Raw genomic sequence first — 21919 nt, 5'->3', positions numbered from 1 at the left:
TTTGGCCTCTGTTTGCCTATGCTTCGGCACGGATCTCCGGGCCCGCGGCGGCCGAAGGTGCTTCTGCCAACGGCACTTCGAAGCAGGCCAGCAACGGCAGGTGGTCCGAGGCAACGCGCGCCAGCGGCGAGCGGTGGCTGGCCACCGAGACCAGGTGCGCGCGCGGCGAGACCCAGATCCGGTCCAGCGCGAATATCGGCATGCGCGAAGGAAACGTCGCCGTGTGCGGGGTATGTTCGAAATACGCGTGCAGCCAGCGCAGCGGGCGCCCCCACAAGAACCACTCGTTGACGTCGCCCAGCAGGATGGTGGGCAACGGCGGCGCCGCGGCCACGTAGTTCAGCAATTGCTGCACCTGGTGGCGCCGTTCGCCGGGGCGCAGGCCCAGGTGCGTGGCAATGACGCGCAGCGCGCTGGCGTGCCCCGATGCGGTACAGGCAAGCGTGACGTCGATCGCGCCGCGCGCCTCGCAGCCCTTCACCGTGAGGTCGATCTGGTTGACCGCCTGCGGCGCAAAGCGCGTCAGCAGCGCATTGCCGAAATCCGCATTGCCGCGCACGCGGGTAAAGCCCGACACCACGTGCATGCCGGTGTGCCCGGCCAGGTATTCGAGCGTGTGGTCGTTGCTGCTGCCCGACTCGACTTCCTGCAGCGCGACGATATCGGCGCCCAGTTCTTCCAGCACCGCGGCGATCCGGTCGGGCCGGTAACGGCGGTCGGTACCGACGGCGCGATGGATGTTGTAGCTGACCACCGTCATGCGCGCGAGCCCGGCGGACCGAATGGGTCCGCAGTTCAGCGCCTGGCTGGCATCCGGCACGCTGAACTGGTCGTTGGCCGCTTGCGCGCTGTGGAGTCCGTGCGCTTGCGCAGGAATTACAAGAGGCGGTAAGTCCGGTTGCATTCGCATTTTGCCGCGCGCCTTCCCCGCTGGAAAGGCTGGAAAGGCCGCTGCCGGCGCGGCATGATGCCGCGCACCTGGCAAGCGGCCGTTGCGAAAATCGCAGTCAGGCGATCAACATCAGGCACCGTCCAGGAACTGGCTGCGCGGGCCAAGGCGGCGGCCCAGTTCCGGGCTGACCCAGCGCGTCCCTTCCATGTACGGATCAGCCGTGCGCTGCACAGGCGCGGTGGTCATGCCAGGTTGCGCCGGCACGGTAGAAGGCTGGGCCTCGGGCGCGGGCGCGAGGTCCTGGCGCGTGGGAGCGTTGGCGCCCTGCGTGTATGGATCGAACTTGTCGGTGCTGCGTGCGCCCTGCGAATAAGGATCATAGGTGCCGCGCGGCGTGCCAGGCGTCATCTGCGCCATGGCAGGAATCGCAGCGGCGGCGAGCGCGATGGCGGCGAGGAGCCGGCTGGGTCGGATATGCTTCATGGTTACCTCCGTTCAGGGCGCGATGTGCGCGCCAGCAACCATGAGCAAGCGAAAGGCGTGCCTGTGCCGTGTGGCCCTGGCTACGCCCCTCGCCTGCGGCAAGGAGCTCAGGCCATGCTGACCTTGCCTGGCGCGCCGGCCTGCTCCGTCTCCGCCTTGCCGCGCGCCAGCACCGGCACCAGCGCCGCGCCGGTATGGCTGGCCTGGATCCGCGCCAGCGACTCCGGATCGGCCGCGCCGACGATGGTGCCGCCGCCCGCGCCGCCTTCCGGTCCCAGGTCGATGATCCAGTCGGCCTCGGCGATCACGTCGAGGTCATGCTCGATCACCACCACGCTGTGGCCGCCGTCGGTGAGGCGATGCAGCACGCGGATCAGGCGCGCCACGTCGGCCATGTGCAGGCCGACGGTAGGCTCGTCCAGCACGTACAGCGTGTGCGGCGCCTTCTGGCCGCGGCGGGTGATGTCGTCGCGCACCTTGCTCAGTTCGGTGACCAGCTTGATGCGCTGCGCCTCGCCGCCGGACAGCGTCGGCGATGGCTGGCCCAGTGTCAGGTAGCCCAGCCCCACGTCCTTCATCAGCTGCAGCGGGTGCGCAATATTGGACATCGATGCAAAAAATTCCACTGCCTCATCGATCTCCATGGTCAGCACGTCGCCGATGTTCTTGCCGCGCCAGGTGACGGCGAGCGTCTCGGGATTGAAGCGCTGTCCGTGGCAGACGTCGCATGGCACTTTCACGTCCGGCAGGAAGCTCATGCCGATGGTGCGCACGCCCTGCCCTTCGCACGCGGGACAGCGGCCATCGCCGGTGTTGAAAGAGAAGCGCGACGCGGTATAGCCGCGCGCACGCGCCTCGAGCGTATCGGCGAACAGCCGTCGGATCGTGTCCCATACGCCGATGTACGTCGCCGGGCAGGAACGCGGGGTCTTGCCGATCGGGGTCTGGTCGACTTCGAGCACGCGGTCGATCGATTCCCAGCCGGTGATGGCCTCGCAGCCATACCAGTCGTGTTCGACCTTGAGCGGCTTCCTTGCCGTCGACTTGCTCGTCCTGGCCTCTTCCCTGGCCGCATTGCGCGCGCGGCGCGTGGCCGGCGACGACAGCACCGAGCGGCCCACCGCATCGAGCAGGTTCGTCATCAGCACGTCGCGCGCCAGCGTCGACTTGCCCGAGCCTGACACGCCGGTGATCGCCACCAGCCGCGACAGCGGGATGCGCGCGTTCACGTTGCGCAGGTTGTGCAGCGAAGCGCCGTGCACTGTCAGCCATTCGGCCGGGTCGGCCGGCTTGCCGGCCGCGCCCGGCTGCACCGGGCGGCGCGCCTGCAGCGGGTGGATGATCGGCTGTGCCAGGAACTGGCCGGTGGTGGAAGCCGGCGCCGCGGCAAGCTCTGCCACGCCGCCCTGCGCCACCAGCGTGCCGCCGCGCTTGCCCGCGCCGGGGCCGATGTCGATGATGTGGTCGGCGCGGCGGATGGTGTCTTCGTCATGCTCGACCACCACCAGCGTATTGCCCTTGTCGCCCAGCTTGCGCAGCGCATCGAGCAGGATCTGGTTGTCGCGCGGGTGCAGGCCGATGGTGGGCTCGTCCAGCACGTAGCACACGCCCTGCAGGTTGCTGCCGAGCTGCGCCGCGAGCCGGATGCGCTGCGCCTCGCCGCCGGACAGGCTGGGCGCGGCGCGGTCCAGGCTCAGGTAGCCCAGGCCCACTTCCTCCAGGAACTGCAGGCGGCTGCCGATCTCGCTAACCACGTCGCGCGCGATCTCGGCGTCGCGGCCGGCCAGGCGCAGGCCGTCGACCCAGCGGCGCGTATCGGACACGGTCCATTGCGCCACGTCGACGATGGCCTGCGTGTCGAACGTGACCGCGCGCGCCACCGGGTTCAGGCGCGTGCCATGGCAGTCGGGGCACGGCGCTTCGCCTACGCCTTCCGGTTCCAGCTCCTCCGATGGCAGGCTCTGCTCGCGGCCGCGGTTGTCGTCGGCCAGCACGGTATCGTCGAACGCCGCGCGCTGCTCGCGCGTCAGCGCCAGGCCGGTGCCCACGCAGCTGCCGCACCAGCCGTGCTTGCTGTTGTACGAGAACATGCGCGGGTCGAGTTCCGGATAGCTGGTGCCGCACTCGGGGCAGGCGCGCTTGGTCGAGAACACCTTGACCTCGCCCACGTGCGCGGTGCCGCCGTTGGTCATGGCGTGGCCCAGCCCGTCGAGCGGCGCCAGCAGGTGCATCACGCCCTTGCCCGCTTCCAGGGCCTGCGCCAGCAGTGCGCGCAGTTGCGGCTCGTGCTCCGGCGTGATGACCAGGTCGCCGACCGGCAGCTCGATGGTGTGCTCGCGGAAACGGTCCAGGCGCGGCCACGGATCGACCGGCAGGAACTCGCCATCGACGCGCAGGTGCGTATTGCCGCGCGCCTTGGCCCATTTCGCCAGGTCGGTATAGACGCCCTTGCGGTTGACCACCAGCGGCGCGAGGAAACCAACGTGCTCGCCGCGATGGTCGCGCAGCAACTGCGCGGCGATCGATTCCGGGCTCTGCGACGTCACCGGCGCGCCGTCATGCACGCAGTGCTGGATGCCCAGCTTCACGTACAGCAGGCGCAGGAAGTGCCAGACTTCCGACGTGGTCGCCACCGTGCTCTTGCGGCCGCCGCGCGACAGGCGCTGCTCGATCGCGACGGTGGGCGGGATGCCGTAGACCGCATCGACCTCCGGCCGGCCCGCCGGCTGCACGATCGAGCGCGCATAGGCGTTGAGCGATTCCAGGTAGCGGCGCTGGCCTTCGTGGAACAGGATGTCGAACGCCAGCGTCGACTTGCCCGACCCGGACACGCCGGTGACGACGTTGAACTTGCCGTGCGGGATATCGACGTTGAGCGACTTCAGGTTGTGCTCGTGCGCGTTGACGATGCGCACCACGTCCTCGCCCTCGATCTCGCGGCGCGCGCGGCGGGCCTGCAAGACCGCCTGCAGCGGCACGCCTTCGGACTCGGTGCCGGCGGCACGTTCCGCGGGCAGCATGCCGGCTTCGCCGAGCGCGGCGTCATAGTGGATCAGCGCCTGGCCGGTATGCGACTCGGCGCAGCCTTTCACGTCTTCCGGCGTGCCGGTGCAGACTACCCGGCCGCCGGCATCGCCGCCTTCGGGGCCCAGGTCGACCAGCCAGTCGGCGGCGCGGATCACGTCGAGGTTGTGCTCGATCACGATCAGCGAATGGCCGCTGTCGAGCAGCTTGCCGAAGGCCAGCATCAGCTTGGCGATATCGTCGAAGTGCAAACCCGTGGTCGGCTCGTCGAACATGAACAGCCGGCGCGGCAGTGTATTGCCGCGCGTGCGCGACGGCGTGGCCTGCGCGGCTTCGGCCAGGAAGCCGGCCAGCTTCAGGCGCTGCGCCTCGCCGCCCGACAGCGTCGGCACGGGCTGGCCCAGCTTCATGTATTCGAGCCCGACATCGACAATGGGCTGCAGCACGCGCAGCACCGCGGCATCGCCGGCAAAGTAGGACGCAGCTTCGCTGACGGTCAGCTCCAGCACGTCGGCGATGCTGAGCGCGCGCGGCGGCTGCCCGGCGATGGCGCGCTCGATCTTCACCTCCAGCACTTCGGGGCGATAGCGGGTGCCGTCGCAGTCCGGGCAGCGCAGGTAGACGTCGCTGAGGAACTGCATCTCGACGTGCTCGAAGCCCGAGCCGCCGCAGGTCGGGCAGCGCCCGTCGCCGGAGTTGAAGCTGAAGGTGCCCGCGGTATAGCTGCGCTGCAGCGCCATCGGCGCCCTGGCGAAGATCTTGCGGATCTCGTCGAACGCGCCGACATAGCTGGCCGGGTTGGAGCGCGCGGTCTTGCCGATCGGCGACTGGTCGACGAAGACCACGTCATCGACCAGGTCCGCGCCGCTCAGCTTGTGGTACGCCCCCGGCGCTTCCGTCGCCTTGCCGAAATGCCGAGCCATCGCCGGATGCAGCACGTCCTGCAGCAGCGTGGACTTGCCCGAGCCGGACACGCCGGTCACGCACACCAGCCGCTGCAGCGGGATCTCGACGGTGACGTCCTGCAGGTTGTGCTCGGTCGCGCCTTCCAGCACGATGCGCGGCAGCGCGTGGTCGACGGGGCGGCGTTGCCAGTGCGAGGCATCGGCCACGCGGCGGCGCCCGCCGAGATAGGCACCGGTCAGCGTGTCGGCATTGCGGATATCGGACGGCGTGCCGTCGAAAATGATATTGCCGCCGCGCTCGCCCGGGCCGGGGCCCATGTCGATCAGGCGGTCCGCGGCGAGCATCACCGACGGATCGTGCTCGACCACCACCAGCGTGTTGCCCGCGTCGCGCAGCCGGTGCATGGCCTCGACGATGCGGTTCAGGTCGCGCGGGTGCAGGCCGATGCTGGGCTCGTCCAGCACGAACAGCGTGTTGACCAGCGAGGTGCCGAGTGCGGTGGTCAGGTTGATGCGCTGCACTTCGCCGCCGGACAGCGTGCGGCTCTGGCGGTCCAGCGTCAGGTAGCCAAGGCCGACGTCGCACAGGTACTTCAGCCGCGTGCGCACCTCGGCCAGCAGCAGCTTGAGCGCGTCGTCCAGCATCGCGCTGGGCAGCGTCAGCTCGTCGAAGAAGCGGCGGATGCGCTCGATCGGCAGCAGCATCAGGTCGTGCACGGTCAGGCCAGGCAGCGCTTCGAGCTGCGTTCGGTCCCAGTCCACGCCGCGCGGCAAGAAGCGGCGTCCGGCCGCCAGCACGGCGTCGGCATTGTCCTTCGAGCCCAGGCGCCACAGCAGCGACTCGGTTTTCAGGCGCGCGCCGCCGCAGGTTTCGCACGGGGTGTAGCTGCGGTACTTGGAGAGCAGCACCCGGATGTGCATCTTGTACGCCTTCGACTCCAGGTAGCTGAAGAACCGCATCACGCCGTACCACTGCTTGTTCCACTGGCCGTTCCAGTCGGGCGAGCCATGGACAACCCAGTGGCGCTCGGCCTCGGTCATGTCGGCCCAGGGCGTGTCGCGCGGGATGCCGGCCTTGCCGGCGTAGCGCATCAGGTCGTCCTGGCATTCTTTCCAGGCAGGGGTCTGCATCGGCTTGATCGCGCCTTCGCGCAGCGACTTGCGCGCATCGGGGATGACCAGCCCTAGGTCGACCCCGATCACGCGGCCGAAGCCCCGGCAGGTTTCGCAGGCACCGTAGGCGGAGTTGAACGAGAACAGCGCGGGTTGCGGGTCGGCATAGCGCAGGTCGCTTTCCGGGCTATGCAGGCCGGTGGAGAAGCGCCACACGGGGCCGTCGCGGCCATCGGTCCCATCGGCCAGCACATAGATGTTGACGCGTCCGCCGCCGCGCTTGAGCGAGGCTTCGATCGCCTCCACCACGCGCACTTTTTCGGCATTGCCGATGCGGAAGCGGTCAGCCACCACGTCGAGCAGCTTGCGCGCGCCGGTGGGAGACTGCACCACACGCTGCGCCTGCACGCGCGTGTAGCCGCTGACGGAGAGCCACTGCTGGACCTCTTCGTCGGTGGTCGATTCCGGCAGCTCCACCGGGAACGTCACCACCAGCCGCGCATCGTGGTGCGGCTGCCCTTGCGCCGTGCGCGCCAGCAGCTCGGCGTAGATCGTCTCCGGCGTGTCATGGCGCACCGGCTGCGCGGTCTGCTTGTCGAACAGCTCCGCCGCGCGCGCGTATAGCAGCTTCAGGTGGTCGTTCAGCTCCGTCATCGTGCCGACCGTCGAGCGCGAGCTGCGCACCGGGTTGGTCTGGTCGATGGCGATCGCCGGCGGCACGCCGTCGACGCGCTCCACCTGCGGGCGGTCCATCCGGTCCAGGAACTGGCGCGCGTAGGCGCTGAAGGTCTCGACGTAGCGGCGCTGGCCCTCGGCATAGAGCGTGTCGAACACCAGGCTGGACTTGCCCGATCCCGACGGTCCGGTGACCACGGTCATCTCGCCGGGGCGCAGGTCGAGATCGACATCCTTGAGGTTGTGCTGGCGGGCGCCGCGAATGCGAATCAGCTGCTTGCTCGACACGATTTTTTCTTTCGGATCAATGCGTTAAAGGAGGGACAGGCGTGAACGAGGGGTGCCCAGGGGCCAGGCAGGCCTGGAGCAAAACCACCATAGCACAGGGCCTGGGCAGGTCCCGAGAAGGTGTAGTCCATACACTGTACATCCATACAGTGTAACAGTTTGGAAAAGGATTCGTATCGATTGCGTCGCTCGCTTTCGTCGCTCGCTTTCGTCGCTCGCTTTCAGAGGATTGACGGTGCGGCGCTATGGCGGCGGCGGTTTCATGAAGCCGCCCCTCTGCTCAAATTCGTCGATTTGCCATTTATCGATTATCGATATACGATATGATCCAATCCTTCAGATGTTCCGACACCGCTGCACTGTTCGACGGCCATTACGTCGCCCGCTTTGCGAGCATCGAGTTCGTTGCCCAGCGCAAGCTGGAGATGCTTGATGACGCCGCCACGTTGGGTGCGCTGCGCTTTCCGCCGGGCAACCGCCTGGAAAAACTAGGCGGTGATCGCAAGGGACGCCACAGCCTCCGCATCAACGGCCAGTGGAGAGTCTGCTTCATCTGGACCCATGACGGCCCCGCGGCTGTCGAGATCATCGACTACCACTGAGGACAGCAACATGGCACGCTTTGAAAACCGCATGCGCCCGATCCATCCGGGCGAAATCCTGCGCGAGGAATACCTGGTGCCGCTGGGCATGAGCGCCAATGCGCTGGCGCTGGCGTTGCGCGTGACGCCGGCCCGCATCAACGAGATCGTGCGCGAGCAGCGCGGCGTCACGCCAGACACCGCGTTGCGCCTGGCGCGCTATTTCGGTGGCGATGCGCGTTCGTGGATGAATATGCAGGTGACCTACGACCTGAAGGTCGCGCAGCGGGATCTGGGCGAGCGCATCGCGGCGGAAGTGGTGCCGCGCGAGGGCGCCGGCCAGGAAATTCCGGAAAACTAGGAAAGCAGAATGCCGGGGGCGGCGCAGCCTGCCACCCCCGGCACGCCATTACCGCGACAACGTCTCGGCCAGCGCCCGGAACGCGCGGAACGTGATCGGGTTGTTGGCAGCGTTCCCCGCGACCGGGTGCGACGCATAGCGGACGATCGTCAGCTCGGCCTTGGGGTCGATGTAGATGCGCTGCCCATGGATACCTGCAGCCTGGAACATGCCGTGGCTGTCGTGGGACACCCACCACATGTCGCGATAGCTCCAGCCCGGCAGCACGGGGCCGCTGCCCGAGCGCGCAAACTGCCCGCGGTCGCCGCCGCGGCGGATATCGGCCACGACCGATGCCGGGATGATCTGCTTGCCGTTGAAGCGCCCGTTGCCGCGGATGGTCTCGCCGAAGCGCGCGAGGTCGCGCAGCGTGGTGTTCAGGCCGCCGCCGCCCGATTCCGTGCCGATGCTGTCGACCGTGAAGTAGGCATCCTGCTCGGCGCCCATCGGCTGCCAGATCCGTTCCGACAGCAGCCTGGCCAGCGACTGGCCAGAAGCGCGGCGCACGATCCACGCGAGCACCTCGGCATTTACCGTCTTGTAGGCAAAGACATCATCGTGTCCGCCTTCCTTCTGCAGCGTCTTCAGGAAGTCGTAGAAGGTTGCCGGCCCGTTGTAGGCGGCAGGCCGGGCGAGCATGCCGCCGGCGCGCGCATAGTCCCAGACCTCGGCCTTGGGATTGGCATAGTCCTCCGAATAGCGGACGCCGACGGTCATGTCCATGACCTGGCGCACCGTGGCATCGCCGTAGGCGGTGCCGGCCATCTCCGGCAGGTAGCGCGTCACGGGCGCCGCCGGATCGAGCTTGCCGTCGGCCGCCAGCATTGCCGCCAGCGTGCCAACGAACGACTTCGTCACCGACATGGCGATATGGGGCGTATGGCCGTCCAGTACGCCAAAGTAGCGCTCATAGACGACCTTGCCCTTGTGCATGACCAGGATGCCGTCGGTATAGGTCAGCGCCAGCATCTCTTCGAAGGTCCGGCGGGTGCCGTCCGCATCGCTGAAGGGCACCGAGCCGATATCGCGCTCCGCGCGCGGCAGCGGGCTGGGCGGGCCGTTGCCGCGCCAGACCGACGCGGTCGGCACCAGTTCGCGGATATGCGAGAACAGCCAGCGATTGCGCGGGAATTTCTCGGCGCCCGGCACGTGGGTGATCTGCTTCTCGGGCGGCGGCGGAAAGCCTTGCATCCAGCCGAGCCGGATCGGGTCGCTTTCCAGCGCGGCGACCAGCGCCGGCGCCGCGGGCGCAGTGGGTGCGATGGCGCGGCCCGCGTCCTGGCTCCAGGCCGGCAAGGTGGCGGCGCACAGGGCGCCGCATGCAATGGCGCGCCATTGGCGGCGCGTCCGGGTGTGGTTGGCTGGCATGTCGTCTCCTCGTTGTTATGTGGTCGTGCCGTTTTGCGCTCAGCGCCCTGCTACCCTGCCGGCGGCTCGATACCGAGCTGATGCGCCTCGAGCGCCGCGGTCAGCTTGCCGATGCACCGGTCCAGCGTCTGGACTTCGGCTTCGGACAGGACCGACAGGAACATCTTTTCCAGGACATCGCCGCGCTGGTAGGTCTGCGCGACCAGTGCCGCGCCGGCCTGGGTCAGGAACAGGTTCAGTTGCCGGGCATCGGCCGCGCCTACCTCGCGGCGCAGCAAGCCCCGCTTCGCCAGCGCGGTGACGAGCTTGGACGTCACCGTCTTCTCAAGCAGCACCAGTTCGATCAGGCGCGTCAGCGTCAGGCCGGGCTCCAGTCCGGCAAAACGCAATACGCGCAATTCCCTCAGGCCGATGCCGAATTCCCGCTCATAGAAGCCGGAGGCAGACTCCCTGGTCATTTCGCAAAGACGGTTCAGCCGGAATGTCAGGTATTCCAGGATCGAACCGGTGGTGTTGGCGGCGGAGTCGGGCATCAGGACAAAAAACTTGCGGACGGCCGATAGATTCTAATGGCAATAGTTGCCATTAGCAACCAATCAGGCGCAACATCTCCTGCGCGCTGCCCGCTTGCGGATCAATCCTGGATCATGTGAGGAACAAGCCCGCGCACCTGGTCATGACGAGCCCGTGGGTGGCCGGGCAGTTACCCGGCAGGCCACCCAGCCAGCCGCCGTCAGTCGAGCAGGTGCCCCATGCGCGTGCGCTTGGTCGCCAGGTATTTCTCGTTCTCGGCGTTGGACGGCACGATGTGCCGCAGTTGCTCGTTGACCTTGATGCCGGCCTTTTCCAGCGCGGCGGCCTTGAGCGGGTTATTGCTCATCAGCCGCACCGACGTGACGCCCCATTGGTGCAGCAGGTCGGCCGCAAAGGCGTAGTTGCGCGCGTCGATGGCCTGGCCCAGCGCCAGGTTGGCGTCGACGGTATCGAGCCCGCCATCCTGCAGGCGGTAGGCGCGGATCTTCTCCGCCAGGCCGATGCCGCGGCCTTCGTGGCCGCGCAGGTACAGCAGGATGCCGCGGCCTTCGGCAGCGATCTTTTCCATCGCCAGCTCGAGCTGCGGGCCGCAATCGCAGCGGCAGGAACCGAAGACATCCCCGGTCAGGCATTCGGAATGCATGCGGATCAGCACGTCCTCGCCTGCCACTTCGCCCACGCTCAGGGCCAGATGCTCAATACCCGAGTGGGCGCCCTTGAAGGCGTGTGCCGTGAAGTCGCCAAATCGCGTCGGCAGGCGTGCCGAATCGATCAGCTCAATTTCTGTGTCGTTCATACCGGAATTCTTTTCAATGGGCGCGGGGCGGCCCGGCACCGGCGACATTATGAGCGGAATTGCGCGTTCGCGCTTGATTCGGCAATGGAACGCACCGTTGCGGGTCGCCGGCATATTCCTCCCGCAAGGCGCCGGCTGGTTTACTGACACCACCACCGAAGTGATGTACAAGGCATGATACTCTGGCTGCGCCGGCCGGCGGCTCAGGGTTCGACGGAGGGCTCGCGCTTCAGCGTGCGCAGCACAAAGGTCGAGCGGCTGTGGCGCAGTCCGGGCAGCTTGTACAACTTGTGCCGCAGGAACTCCTCATAGCCCTGTGTGCCGGCCACCGCGACCTTGATCAGGTAGTCGTAGTCGCCGGTGAGCAGATAGGCCTCCATCACTTCCGGCAACTCGGCCAGCGCCTGGCCGAAGCGGTACAGCATGTCGTCGTCGTGACGCTCGAGCGTGACCTCGATCAGGACCGTATCCGGCAAGCCCAGCGCCTTCTGGTTCAGCAGCGCGGCGTAGCCTTCGATGACGCCACTTTCCTCGAGTGCGCGCACCCGGTTCCAGCAGGGTGTGGCGGACAGGCCGACCTGCTCGGCCAGCTTGGCATTGGACAGGCGGCCGTCGCGGCGGAGTTCGCGCAGGATGCGGCGGTCGGTGTCATCGAGCTTGGGAGGTTGCACCATGGCCCCTGAAATCTTTGGAAGAAACTTCTGAAAATTTTGCCATAAGAAGATGCTTCTTTTTCAATTCCACTAATCTTGGAGAAAATTAAGAAGCTCATTTTGCATCCCGGCTGGTACATTGACTACATCAGAAGACCTGCCGGAAACACCACATGCCAGCCACCGTCCTTCCCACCCTGCGCCTTTCCCTGCAACTCGACGGAACCGACCCGTTCGGTGCGATGGAGTGGGTGTTTGCCAGCGCCCGCCGCACCGGCCTGGCGCCTGAGCAGTTGCGCTTCGACTCGACCCGCTTCGAATCCGTTAGTCAGCCAGTGCTCCACGCGACCTTGACCGCCGCCGATGCCAGCCTGCTGTGGCTATTCCTGCGCCGTCTGGAAAGTGGCATCGACATGGCCGTGCTGGGCGCGGACGTCGACGATCCGGACAGCGAGGCGCAAGGCGAGCCGGCTCCCGCTCCGCGCGCCGTTGCCGCGCAGGCCCGCAGTGACGCAGGATTGGCGCTTCCGGCCTAGCCACCCACGCTATGCCGGCAGCAGCTCGATCCCATCGAGCTGCGCCGCGCACGTATCCCGCACGATCGCGACAAAGTCCGCCACATAAGGCCGGCGCGCCAGCGGCGCCGGCACCGTGGCATAGAGCTCGCTCCACAGCCCTTTGGCACCGATCCGCTTGGCCAGCACGTAGTCGTGGTCGACGTAGTTCTTCACGCCCCAGTTGGGCAATGCCGCCACGCCGCGCCGGCTCGCCACCAGTTGCAGCACGGCCACCGTCAGCTCCGCGGTGCGGCGCTGCAGCCGGATACCGGCGGGTTCCAGCACCTCGCGGATCAGGTCGATGCGCTGCTCCGGCACCGGATAGGTGATCAGCGTCTCGCCCGCCAGGTCGGCGGCTTCGATGCGGCGCTTGTTGCGCAGCCGGTGCTCGTTGGCGATGACCGCAAGGATCTCGAAGCGGAACAGCGGCGCCACGTCGAGCCCGCGCCGCACCGCAGGCTGCGAGCCGATCACCATGTCGGCGCGGCCCTCGCTGAGCAGCGAGATCGGGTCGGCATGGAAGCCCGCCACCAGGTCCACCTCCACCTCGGGCCAGCGGCGGCGGAATTCATCCATCACCGGCATCAGCCAGTCGAAGCAGGTATGGCACTCCAGCACCACGCGCAATTCGCCGCGAGTGTCGCCCTTGAGCCGTTCGATATCGCGGTCGGCCGCGCTGACCGCGGCCAGCACCTCGCGCGCCAGAGCCAGCAGGCGTTCGCCCGCCGGCGTGAAGCGCAGCCCCTGGCGGGTCCGGTCGAACAGCGGCAGGCCGTAGTGCGCCTCGATCGCCTTGATCTGGTGTGACAGCGCCGACTGGCTGACATGCACGCGCTCGGCCGCGGTGGCGAGCTTGCCGGATTCGGCAATGGCAACCAGCGAGCGGAAATGGCGGACCTCGATCATGCGCAGTCCGGCGCGCGGGCCCGCCCCGTTGTCGTAGGAGATGTCGTATGAAATCTATTCATATGTTGTTTAAAACTTGTCGCTTGATTCATTTTATGGGGAAACCGACACTGTGCGCCAGTCATCATCTTCCGGAGCAAGTTCCCCATGGCACGCACCCATATCCTCGGCTTTCCCCGCATCGGCGAACGCCGCGAACTGAAATTCGCGCAGGAGGCCTTCTGGCGCGGTGAAAGCAGCGAAGCCGCGCTGCATGAAGTGGCCGCGCAACTGCGCCGCCGCCACTGGCAACTGCAGGCCGAGCGCGGCCTGGACACCGTCGCCACCGGCGACTTCGCCTGGTACGACCAGATGCTCAGCCTGACCGCGCTGCTGGGCGCCTTGCCGCGCCGCTTCGGCTTCGACCCGGCGCAGCTGACGCTGACGCAGTATTTCGAGCTGGCGCGCGGCAACCGCGAACAGCCGGCAATGGAAATGACCAAGTGGTTCGACACCAACTACCACTACCTGGTCCCCGAGCTGGACGCCGACACCACCTTCGACGGCGGCCCGGCGTGGTTCTTCGAGGAAGCCGACGAAGCGCTGGCGCAGGGCCTGCGCGCGCGCCCGGTGCTGGTGGGCCCGGTCACCTACCTGTGGCTGTCCAAGAGCCACGTGGCCGGCTTCGACCGCCTCTCGCTGCTGCCGAAGCTGGTGCAGGCCTACCGCCGCATCCTCGGCCAGCTGAAGGCGCGCGGCATCGAGTGGGTGCAGATCGACGAGCCCGCGCTGTGCCTGGACCTGGAACCCGCTTGGCTCGACGCCTTCGACAGCGCCTACGACGGCCTGCGCGACGCGGGCCCGAAGCTGCTGCTGGCGACGTACTTCGACACCGCCGCCGACCACGCCGCGCGCGCCGCCGCGCTGCCGGTCGACGGCTTCCATATCGACCTGGTGCGCGCACCGGGCCAGTTGGCCGCATGGCAGGCCGCGCTGCCGGCGCATGCCGTGCTGTCCGCCGGCGTCATCGACGGCCGCAATATCTGGCGCACCGACCTGCGCCGCGCGCTCGACACGCTGCGCCCCGTGCAGGCGGCGCTCGGCGACCGCCTGTGGCTGGCGCCGTCGTGCTCGCTGCTGCATGTGCCGGTGTCGCTGGCGCATGAAGTGCGCCTCGATGCCGAGCTGAAGTCATGGCTGGCCTTCGCCACCGAGAAGCTCGGCGAACTGCAGCTGCTGGCACGCGCGCTCAACGAAGGCGATGCCGCGGTCGCCGCGCAGCTGGCCGCGTCCGACGCCGTGCAGGCCTCGCGCCGGCAATCGCGCCGCGTGGTCAACCCGCGCGTGCAGCAACGCCTGGCCGGCGTGACTGCCGGCATGGCCCACCGCGCCAGCCCGTTCGCACAGCGCATCGAGCGCCAGCGCGAGGCGCTGCAGCTGCCGTTGCTGCCCACCACCACGATCGGTTCGTTCCCGCAGACCGCGGCCATCCGCCAGACCCGTGCGGCCTTCAAGCGCGGCGACATCGGCGCGCTTGAATACCTGGAGCGCATCCGCACCGAAATCGCGCTGGCCGTGCGCAAGCAGGAAGAGCTGGGCCTGGACGTGCTGGTCCACGGCGAGGCCGAGCGCAACGACATGGTCGAGTATTTCGGCGAACAGCTGTGCGGCTATGGCTTTACCGAGAACGGTTGGGTGCAGAGCTATGGCTCGCGCTGCGTCAAGCCGCCGGTGATCTACGGCGACGTGTACCGTCCGGAGCCGATGACGGTAGACACCACCCGCTACGCGCAGTCGCTGACCGAGCGGCCGATGAAGGGCATGCTGACCGGTCCGATCACCATGCTGCAATGGTCGTTCGTGCGCGACGACCAGCCGCGCGCCACCACTGCACGCCAGCTCGCGCTGGCCATCCGCGACGAGGTGTGCGACCTCGAACAGGCCGGCATCCGCGTGATCCAGATCGACGAACCGGCGCTGCGCGAAGGCCTGCCGCTGCGCCGCGGCGACTGGGACGCGTACCTGGACTGGGCGGTCACGGCTTTCCGCCTGTCGGCCAGCGGCGTCAGGGACCAGACCCAGATCCACACGCATATGTGCTACGCCGAGTTCAACGACATCCTGCCGTCGATCGCAGCGCTGGATGCCGACGTGATCACCATCGAGACCTCGCGCTCGGCGATGGAACTGCTGGAAGGCTTTGGTGACTTCGACTACCCGAACGAGATCGGGCCCGGCGTCTACGACATCCACTCGCCGCGCGTGCCGTCGGTGCAGGCGATGGAGCGGCTGCTCGACCGTGCCTGCGAGGTGGTGCCGCCGCAGCGACTGTGGGTCAATCCTGACTGCGGCCTGAAGACGCGCGGCTGGGAAGAAACCGAGGCAGCGCTGTCCAACATGGTCAGTGCGGCGCGCGCGCTGCGCGAGCGCTGGTCCGTCCGCGGCGCGATGGCGTGGAAGCGTGTCGGCAAGCCGGCCGGCCATGTCGCCGCGGCGCCTGCGGACGGCAGCGCTTGCACCGCGTGTGCGACGCACGCGCACTGAGCAACTCGCGCAACCCGCGCAACCAAAACCTAAAGGCCGCATGCCCACCAGGCATGCGGCCTTTGTTCCTTGCCAAAGCAGCGCTGCGTCAGTTCACCCGCGTCACCGCGGGCGGCATCCAGCTGCCGTCGAGCAGCGCCTGCTCCGGCCAGTACGCGCGCAACATCATGTTCAGTGCATCGGGCGGGGCCGGCAGCCAGTTGGCGGCCCGGGCTCCCGCCGGGCGTTCGTGCTGGATATAGATGTCGAGCGAGCCGTCGCGGTTGTAGCGCAGCCGGTCGCGGCTGCCGATGGCGTAGCGCTGGATCGGGTTGGGGATAAACGCCTGCCGGTCGTTGTAAAGCGTCAGCGACCAGAACGCCCGCGCCGGCGGCAGCTGGTCCTTGTCGAAATGCAGCACGTAGCGCGCGCCGCCCTGCAGCGGCGTGCCGTTGGCATCGGTGCGTGTCGACGCGTAGATCGCATCCTCCGGCAGGTTGGCGCCCAGCCCCACCCACGCGGTCACCGCGCGGCGGGCGTAGTTGGTGCCATAGTTGCCGAGGTCGCGGTGCATGACCCAGCCGTTGCCCGCATCGGCATTTCCCTTGCGCGCGCCCTGCGCGATCGCCGCCAGCGCCGCGGTCGCGCCCTCCTGCACCGCGCGCGCGGTGGACGGTTCCATCACCGTGGTCTTGAACGGCACGCCGGGGCTGATGCCCATGCGGCGCAGTTTCTCCACCATGGCGCTGTCGGCCGCTGCCGGCGGATTGGCCGGCAGCAGCGCGGCGAAGCGCGTGAAGAAGGCCTGCGCGTCCATCGCCGCGACCTGCTCCACCGGCGAACTCTGCGTGTCGACCGCGGCGGCGCGCGGCGCGGGCCGGTCAGGCACGCGGCGGCCGCCGCCCCACGCGGACAGCGGCGTCAGCCGGTACTGGTCCTGCAGCCGGTGCACGGCCGGGAGGTCCTTCTTGCCGTTGACCTGGGTACGGCCGATCAGCCAGACCATCGACGTCGGCGAGCGGATTTCCTGCACGCCCTTGGGCAGCGTGCCGCGCCAGTCGGGTCCGGTGATGGCGAAATTGCCGCGGCGGGTACCGGTGGTGCGCTTGCCCGGCGATGCAAAGACATTAGTCCACGCATCCATCAGCGGCATCAGGTAATAGCGGCCTTGCGTGTCGGGCACGGACAGGATCACCGGCTCGCGCGACAGGTCCAGCCACGCCGACGAATACAGCGTATCGGCATTGGGACTGACCACGTCGGTGAAGCTGGCGTCCGGGAACGAGCGCTTGTGGCTGAAGGAGTTGACCGGCGTGCGCAGCGTCATCAGCTCGCGCGTCACGTCCATCAGCACCAGCGGATAGGCATAGGTGAAGACCTCGGCCGACAGGGCCTTCATGGCCTGGTCGGACGGCGGCTGTTCCGCGATGGCGGCCTGGACTGTGGCTGAATCCGGCGCGCTGGCGCAGCCGGACAGCATGACGGCGAGCGTGACCGCGCTCGCCATAAGACGAAGTGAAGGCTTCATGACCCCGTTCCCAATTTTCTTGCGACCTGTCCTGGGATTGCGGCTATGACTGCCGGCATGTCGTCCCGGAGGCGCATGTGTTTGCGCATATTGTGCCTGCCCTTGCGCCGTGTCAATTCCTCGCAGGCAGGGAGCGAGGGCGATCACACTTAAGGTGGTGGCTGGCGGCGGAACATGGATGATAAAGCACCTCTACAGCGCGAGGGAATCACCCGATCGGAAACCGGAATCCCCCTCGATACCAAACCCTCAACACCGACTGCTCAATACCGCATCTGTACATCGTCGACCTTGCCCGTGCGCGCGTTGTACAGGCAGGCATAGTGAAAACCGATCGCCGACGAGCTGTCGTCGGGCTCGAACACGCCTTCACCGTTGACCGACGTCTGCGCGTTGGCGCGCTGGTAGTACTGCTCGCGATCGGCCATCAGCATGACGCTGCCCGGCTGCGGATAGCGGCGCTTGAGCGCCTCGGCGACGGCCGGCTCGCAGGCGACAGAAGCCGCCCTGGACACGGTCTGGGCATCGACCGTGATGCGCGTGGTGGCGGGCGGGACCGGGCGCGGCGCGGTTTGCGGCGGCGTCTCGCAGGCCGCCAGCAGGCACGCCAGCGGCAGGCACAGGATTGAAGCTCGGATCACGCGGACCTCCTCCCAGCGGAAGCGCGCACCTGGCGCCCCTCCAAAAAGTGAAGCGGAGCTATCAGATTACTGCCTTCGGGCGGAAAAGCCAAAGCCGGGCCGCCCTACCCCCCCTGCCGCCTCCGGATTTGCCCCGGATTGCGAATCTTTCAACGCGGCTACACTAACGGCTCCCGGCGTCGGCGCGCAGCACGCGGCGCCGCATGACACCACCATGCCGACACAATGACAACCACAGAGACAAGCGGCGCACGCCCTGCCACCACCGCCATTCCCACGCCATTGCTGCGCAATGCCGCCAGCCTGCTGGTCGTGCGCGACGCGCCCGCCGGCATGGAAGTCCTGCTGGTCCGCCGCGTCGAGCGCGCCAACGACCGCAGCAGCGGCGCCTACGTGTTCCCCGGCGGCACGCTCGACGCGGTGCAAGACAGGGCGCTGCATGCGCATGCCCACGGGCTCGACGATATCGCCGCGAGCGAGCGCCTGGGGCTGCCGGCTGGCGGCCTGGACTTCTATGTTGCCGCGCTACGCGAATGCTTCGAAGAAGCCGGCCTGCTGTTCGCCTGCGGCAGCGACGGACGCCTGCTGCCTCCCGCTGCCCTCGACGCCGCACAACAGGCGCTGTTGCGCGCCGCCGTGCAGCGCGGCGGCCCGGGCCTGGCGCATGCATGCGAGCAGCTCGGGCTGCGGCTGGCAGCCGACCGGCTGGCCTACCACAGCTACTGGCTCACGCCGCCGGGGCTGCCCAAGCGCTTCGATACGCGCTTCTTCGTCGCCATCGCGCCGGAAGGCCAGGAGGTAATCGCCGATGGCAACGAGATCGTCGAACACCGCTGGATCCGCCCTGCCGAAGCCGCCGATCCCGCCAGCGGCCTGCCGATGATGCACGTCACGCGCCGCACGCTGGCGGCGATCGCGCAATTCGAGAACGCCGAGGCCTGCTTCGCGTATGCGGCGCAGTTGCGCGGCATCGCCTGCATCATGCCGCGCCTGGCCACCGGCGCCGCGGGCGTGCGGCCGGTGATGCCCAACGAGGCGTGCTACGCCGAGATCGGCCGCATCGATCCCGAAGGCCGGCAGCATGGCCGTTACGAGCTGTCGCCCGGCTTGCCGGTGCAGCTATCCGAGCGCGTCTGGCGCGTGACCGCGAACAACGGCAGCGTGATGACCGGCCCCGGCACCAACACCTACCTGGTCGGCGGCGGCGCGCGCAACGAATGGGCCGTCATCGATCCCGGCCCCGATGACGACGAACACGTGCGCGCCATCCTGGCCGCGGCGCCTGGCCCGGTCCGCTGGATCTTCGCCACGCACACGCACCTCGACCATTCGCCGGCGGCCGCCGCGCTGCAGGCTGCGACCGGCGCAACGGTGCTGGGCCGTGCCGCGCCCGCCGGCCAGTGGCAGGACGCGGGCTTCGCGCCGCAGCGCGAACTCGCGCACTGCGAGCGCATCGCCATCGGCGACGGCTGCACGCTGCGCGTCTGCCATACGCCGGGCCACGCATCGAACCACCTGTGCTACCTGCTCGAAGAGGAAAAGACGCTGTTCACCGGCGACCACGTGATGCAGGGCTCGACGGTCGTGATCGGACCGCCTGACGGAGACATGCGCGCCTACCTCGATTCGCTGGCCGCCTTGCAGGAAGAAGACCTGGAATGGCTCGCCCCCGGGCACGGCTTCCTGATCGCACGGCCGCAGGACGCGATCCGCCTGCTGGTGCGCCACCGGCTGCAGCGTGAAGCCAAGGTCGCGGCCGCGCTGCGCGGACTGGGCCCCGCGCCAATCGAAGCGCTGGTGCTGCGCGTCTATGACGACGTGCCGCCGCGCATGCACCCGGTCGCGCAGCGCTCGCTGCTGGCGCACTTGCTCAAGCTGCGGGATGAAGGCAAGGCGCGCGAAGCGGACGGGGACTGGTCGGAGGTGGCGGAGTAGAGATCGGAGCGAGGTGCCAGCAGGGGCAACCGCAAAAGTTTTTTCTCGGACCCCTTGCGCAATCCCGAAATTCCGCTACAATTCGGCCTCTCGTGTGCGGCTGTAGCTCAGTTGGATAGAGTACTTGGCTACGAACCAAGGGGTCGTGGGTTCGAATCCTGCCAGCCGCGCCACCTATGCAGAAGGGAAAAGGGCTTCCGGAAACGGAAGCCCTTTTTTCATGGCGGCGAGGTTGCGCCCGACCCTGTGCGCAAGCGCTCGCCGGCACTCTGAAACTACCAGCGGTACCTCGCACCGACCGTACCGCCCGGATTGCGCCCCGCCCTCACCTTGAACCACAGCTTCACGCCGGTTGCCGTGTTGCCGTGCGCGCCGATATTGAACGAGAACAGCCCGCGCAGCAGGTCGGCATCGATCTTCGTGCCATTGATGTTGATGCTTTGCTTGCGGCTGTCCTGCCACCAGTCGGCTTCAACGAACGGATAGATGCCGGCCAGGCGTGTCGGCTGCGCGCCATAGAGCCGTACGCCGATGCCGGTGGCACTGGAATCGCCGGGCATGCCCTGCGCCTGCACGCCGCTGACCGGCGACATGCCGGGCTGGTAGGCCAGCTGCAGCCGCGGCTGGATCGTCAGGCCGCCGGCGCGCGGCACCACGGCATCGACCGCCAGCGCCATGGTGCGCACGTGGCTGTCGACAAAGCCGCCAGCGCTGGTGACATCGTCCATGTGCAGCGTCAAGCGGCGCGGGCGCTCGACCACGGCGACGAGATCGCGATCCACGGCGGCCAGCCCCGGCGCGTCGTCGTCCGGCCCCACTCCCATCGCAGGCGGCAATGATGGCGAAGGCTCCGGTGCCCGAGTCGCGTACTCGATGGCGATTGGTTCGGGGACACTACTGAAGAATGCGGGCGCGCCGGCCGGCATGTCGGCGCCGGCCACCAGCGTGTCGGGTGCCTGGGCGACCGGCGCTGGCGCAGCCTGCGCCTGCAGCGGCTGGTCCCAGCCGGAGACGCCCTGGCTGTCGGCTACCCTTTCCGGAACCGCATCATCCGCGTGGGCCAGCGCACACATCAGCACGGCCAGGATGCTGCAGCATTGCAGGTGGTGCAGGATCGGACCCGGATGCGTGGCACACGGGTGCCAACCGGGGCAAATCCCCGCCTCCCTCTCTCTCGATGATGACAAGACCATAGTCATGGCAACCACCTTCGGACGTTATATCAGCCTGCCCGATGAGCTTGAGCATAGGTCAATCCGCCTGCTTGCGTTAGCGGGGAATGTTGGCGTCCGCGCGGTGGCAATGACCGCGTTCCGGACGACGACCGCGGCCGGACAGGCAACGCCGCACCTGGACACGGATAGCGCGGATCAAATCGCCGCGGTCTTTCGATCGCCTGGCGGATCGCGTCCATGTCGCGTTCTGCAAGTGGGTGCGCGGCCAGCTGATCGCACTCCTGCGCCGACACGAATCACCAGTTTTTCGGACAGGGGATGGCGTTGATCGACAGCTTGGTCGCGCAAGGACGCGTGTCGGGCCATTACTCGATGACACCCGAGGAACTGACCAATCGCTACATGCGCACGCTGGAGCCGCTGGAGCGGCTGCTCAGCGGGTCAGTGCCGGCCTGGTGCTGATCGACGTCGATCGCTTCAAGCAGATCAACGACCCCATGGCCACGCGGCCGGCGACGAAGTATTGCGCGAGGTGGCGACGCTGATGCGTGCGCTGGTGCCGCCGGACAGCGTGCTGGCCTGCGTCGGCGGCAAGTCGCTGCACGTGACGGCCAGTTTCGGCGTCGCGATCGGGCACGGCGGGGCACGTCACTGGCAGCAGCTGTTCGCCGCGGCCGATGCGGCGATGTACCGGGCCAAGGCGGAGGGGCGCAATTGCGTGCGCGAAGCGCAGAGCGAGGAAGGGGTACCGGCGGCCTGAGCTTGCCGGCGGGAATTCGATCGGCGGGACCTGCGATCGAGACGCGGGTCGAGATCCGTAAGGGACCCGTAAACGACGAAAGGCTCGCTTGCGCGAGCCTTTCCGAATATTGGTGCCCAGAAGAGGACTCGAACCTCCACAGTGTTGCCACCGCTAGGACCTGAACCTAGTGCGTCTACCAATTCCGCCATCTGGGCTTCGTT

18 protein-coding genes and 2 tRNA genes are annotated in these 21919 nt (G+C 67.8%); 8 read left to right on the top strand and 12 right to left on the bottom strand.

The window, feature by feature from the left end; translation table 11 throughout:
- Positions 1–16 precede the first annotated feature (16 nt).
- From AC5WJ1_RS26260 to uvrA, 3 genes are all read right to left on the bottom strand, one after another.
- A complete protein-coding gene (locus AC5WJ1_RS26260; RefSeq protein ID WP_195427831.1) occupies positions 17–910 on the bottom strand; it encodes an endonuclease/exonuclease/phosphatase family protein in 894 nt (297 codons plus the stop codon).
- 111 nt (positions 911–1021) lie between these two features.
- The gene (locus tag AC5WJ1_RS26255) at positions 1022–1375 is read right to left on the bottom strand and encodes an endonuclease (protein ID WP_133094489.1); all 354 of its coding nucleotides are present in this window, start codon (positions 1373–1375) and stop codon (positions 1022–1024) included.
- Positions 1376–1482: 107 nt separating this feature from the next.
- Positions 1483–7380 carry an excinuclease ABC subunit UvrA gene (gene uvrA / locus AC5WJ1_RS26250; RefSeq protein ID WP_494476700.1) on the bottom strand — a complete coding sequence of 1966 codons (5898 nt, stop codon included), beginning with the start codon at positions 7378–7380 and terminating at the stop codon, positions 1483–1485.
- Between the two features lie 323 nt (positions 7381–7703).
- On the opposite strand from uvrA, the gene AC5WJ1_RS26245 reads away from it, so the two are divergent.
- Complete coding sequence (locus AC5WJ1_RS26245) at positions 7704–7982, top strand: type II toxin-antitoxin system RelE/ParE family toxin (RefSeq protein ID WP_494476699.1); 279 nt, start codon at positions 7704–7706, stop codon at positions 7980–7982.
- Positions 7983–7992: 10 nt separating this feature from the next.
- Entirely contained in the window at positions 7993–8322 is a 330-nt protein-coding gene (locus tag AC5WJ1_RS26240; RefSeq protein ID WP_133094486.1) for a HigA family addiction module antitoxin, read from the top strand.
- Between the two features lie 48 nt (positions 8323–8370).
- Here the strand turns inward: AC5WJ1_RS26240 and AC5WJ1_RS26235 are convergent, their stop codons facing one another.
- The 4 genes from AC5WJ1_RS26235 to AC5WJ1_RS26220 all read right to left on the bottom strand — a co-directional run bounded on the left by AC5WJ1_RS26235 (position 8371) and on the right by AC5WJ1_RS26220 (position 11733).
- Positions 8371–9729 carry a serine hydrolase domain-containing protein gene (locus AC5WJ1_RS26235; protein WP_135702851.1) on the bottom strand — a complete coding sequence of 453 codons (1359 nt, stop codon included), beginning with the start codon at positions 9727–9729 and terminating at the stop codon, positions 8371–8373.
- Between the two features lie 50 nt (positions 9730–9779).
- Positions 9780–10262: a MarR family winged helix-turn-helix transcriptional regulator gene (locus AC5WJ1_RS26230; RefSeq protein WP_133094484.1), complete on the bottom strand. Its 483-nt coding sequence runs from the start codon at positions 10260–10262 to the stop codon at positions 9780–9782.
- Between the two features lie 200 nt (positions 10263–10462).
- Positions 10463–11059, bottom strand: coding sequence for a GTP cyclohydrolase II (gene ribA / locus AC5WJ1_RS26225; RefSeq protein WP_133094483.1), 597 nt, complete (start codon positions 11057–11059; stop codon positions 10463–10465).
- Between the two features lie 203 nt (positions 11060–11262).
- Positions 11263–11733 (bottom strand): Lrp/AsnC family transcriptional regulator, encoded by a 471-nt coding sequence (locus tag AC5WJ1_RS26220; protein ID WP_133094482.1) that lies wholly within the window; start codon positions 11731–11733, stop codon positions 11263–11265.
- 152 nt (positions 11734–11885) lie between these two features.
- Here AC5WJ1_RS26220 and AC5WJ1_RS26215 point away from each other — a divergent pair, with 152 nt between their 5' ends.
- Entirely contained in the window at positions 11886–12248 is a 363-nt protein-coding gene (locus tag AC5WJ1_RS26215; protein WP_494476698.1) for an AsnC family transcriptional regulator, read from the top strand.
- A 9-nt stretch (positions 12249–12257) separates the two neighbouring features.
- Here AC5WJ1_RS26215 and AC5WJ1_RS26210 read toward each other — a convergent pair whose 3' ends face one another.
- Positions 12258–13175 (bottom strand): LysR family transcriptional regulator, encoded by a 918-nt coding sequence (locus AC5WJ1_RS26210; protein ID WP_133094480.1) that lies wholly within the window; start codon positions 13173–13175, stop codon positions 12258–12260.
- A gap of 147 nt (positions 13176–13322) precedes the next feature.
- Here AC5WJ1_RS26210 and metE point away from each other — a divergent pair, with 147 nt between their 5' ends.
- Complete coding sequence (metE, locus tag AC5WJ1_RS26205; RefSeq protein ID WP_135702853.1) at positions 13323–15698, top strand: 5-methyltetrahydropteroyltriglutamate--homocysteine S-methyltransferase; 2376 nt, start codon at positions 13323–13325, stop codon at positions 15696–15698.
- Between the two features lie 88 nt (positions 15699–15786).
- Here the strand turns inward: metE and AC5WJ1_RS26200 are convergent, their stop codons facing one another.
- Together AC5WJ1_RS26200 and AC5WJ1_RS26195 are read right to left on the bottom strand one after the other, a co-directional pair.
- Entirely contained in the window at positions 15787–17205 is a 1419-nt protein-coding gene (locus tag AC5WJ1_RS26200) for a DUF1254 domain-containing protein (protein WP_135702854.1), read from the bottom strand.
- A gap of 263 nt (positions 17206–17468) precedes the next feature.
- A complete protein-coding gene (locus tag AC5WJ1_RS26195) occupies positions 17469–17846 on the bottom strand; it encodes a short-chain fatty acid transporter (RefSeq protein ID WP_133094477.1) in 378 nt (125 codons plus the stop codon).
- 225 nt (positions 17847–18071) lie between these two features.
- Here AC5WJ1_RS26195 and AC5WJ1_RS26190 point away from each other — a divergent pair, with 225 nt between their 5' ends.
- Both AC5WJ1_RS26190 and AC5WJ1_RS26185 read left to right on the top strand, forming a co-directional pair.
- A complete protein-coding gene (locus AC5WJ1_RS26190) occupies positions 18072–19781 on the top strand; it encodes an MBL fold metallo-hydrolase (RefSeq protein WP_494476697.1) in 1710 nt (569 codons plus the stop codon).
- 96 nt (positions 19782–19877) lie between these two features.
- Positions 19878–19954, top strand: a tRNA-Arg gene (locus tag AC5WJ1_RS26185).
- Positions 19955–20056: 102 nt separating this feature from the next.
- Here the strand turns inward: AC5WJ1_RS26185 and AC5WJ1_RS26180 are convergent.
- Complete coding sequence (locus AC5WJ1_RS26180; protein WP_434034685.1) at positions 20057–20854, bottom strand: hydrolase; 798 nt, start codon at positions 20852–20854, stop codon at positions 20057–20059.
- Positions 20855–21280: 426 nt separating this feature from the next.
- Between AC5WJ1_RS26180 and AC5WJ1_RS26175 the strand changes: the two genes are divergently transcribed.
- Both AC5WJ1_RS26175 and AC5WJ1_RS26170 read left to right on the top strand, forming a co-directional pair.
- Entirely contained in the window at positions 21281–21418 is a 138-nt protein-coding gene (locus AC5WJ1_RS26175) for a hypothetical protein (RefSeq protein ID WP_240745813.1), read from the top strand.
- An 82-nt stretch (positions 21419–21500) separates the two neighbouring features.
- Positions 21501–21716 carry a diguanylate cyclase domain-containing protein gene (locus tag AC5WJ1_RS26170; protein ID WP_255519722.1) on the top strand — a complete coding sequence of 72 codons (216 nt, stop codon included), beginning with the start codon at positions 21501–21503 and terminating at the stop codon, positions 21714–21716.
- A 110-nt stretch (positions 21717–21826) separates the two neighbouring features.
- Here AC5WJ1_RS26170 and AC5WJ1_RS26165 read toward each other — a convergent pair.
- Positions 21827–21913, bottom strand: a tRNA-Leu gene (locus AC5WJ1_RS26165).
- Positions 21914–21919 lie beyond the last annotated feature (6 nt).

Source organism: Cupriavidus sp. MEYA8 (genome assembly GCF_059278825.1).
This window is presented reverse-complemented; position numbering and strand designations above follow the sequence as displayed.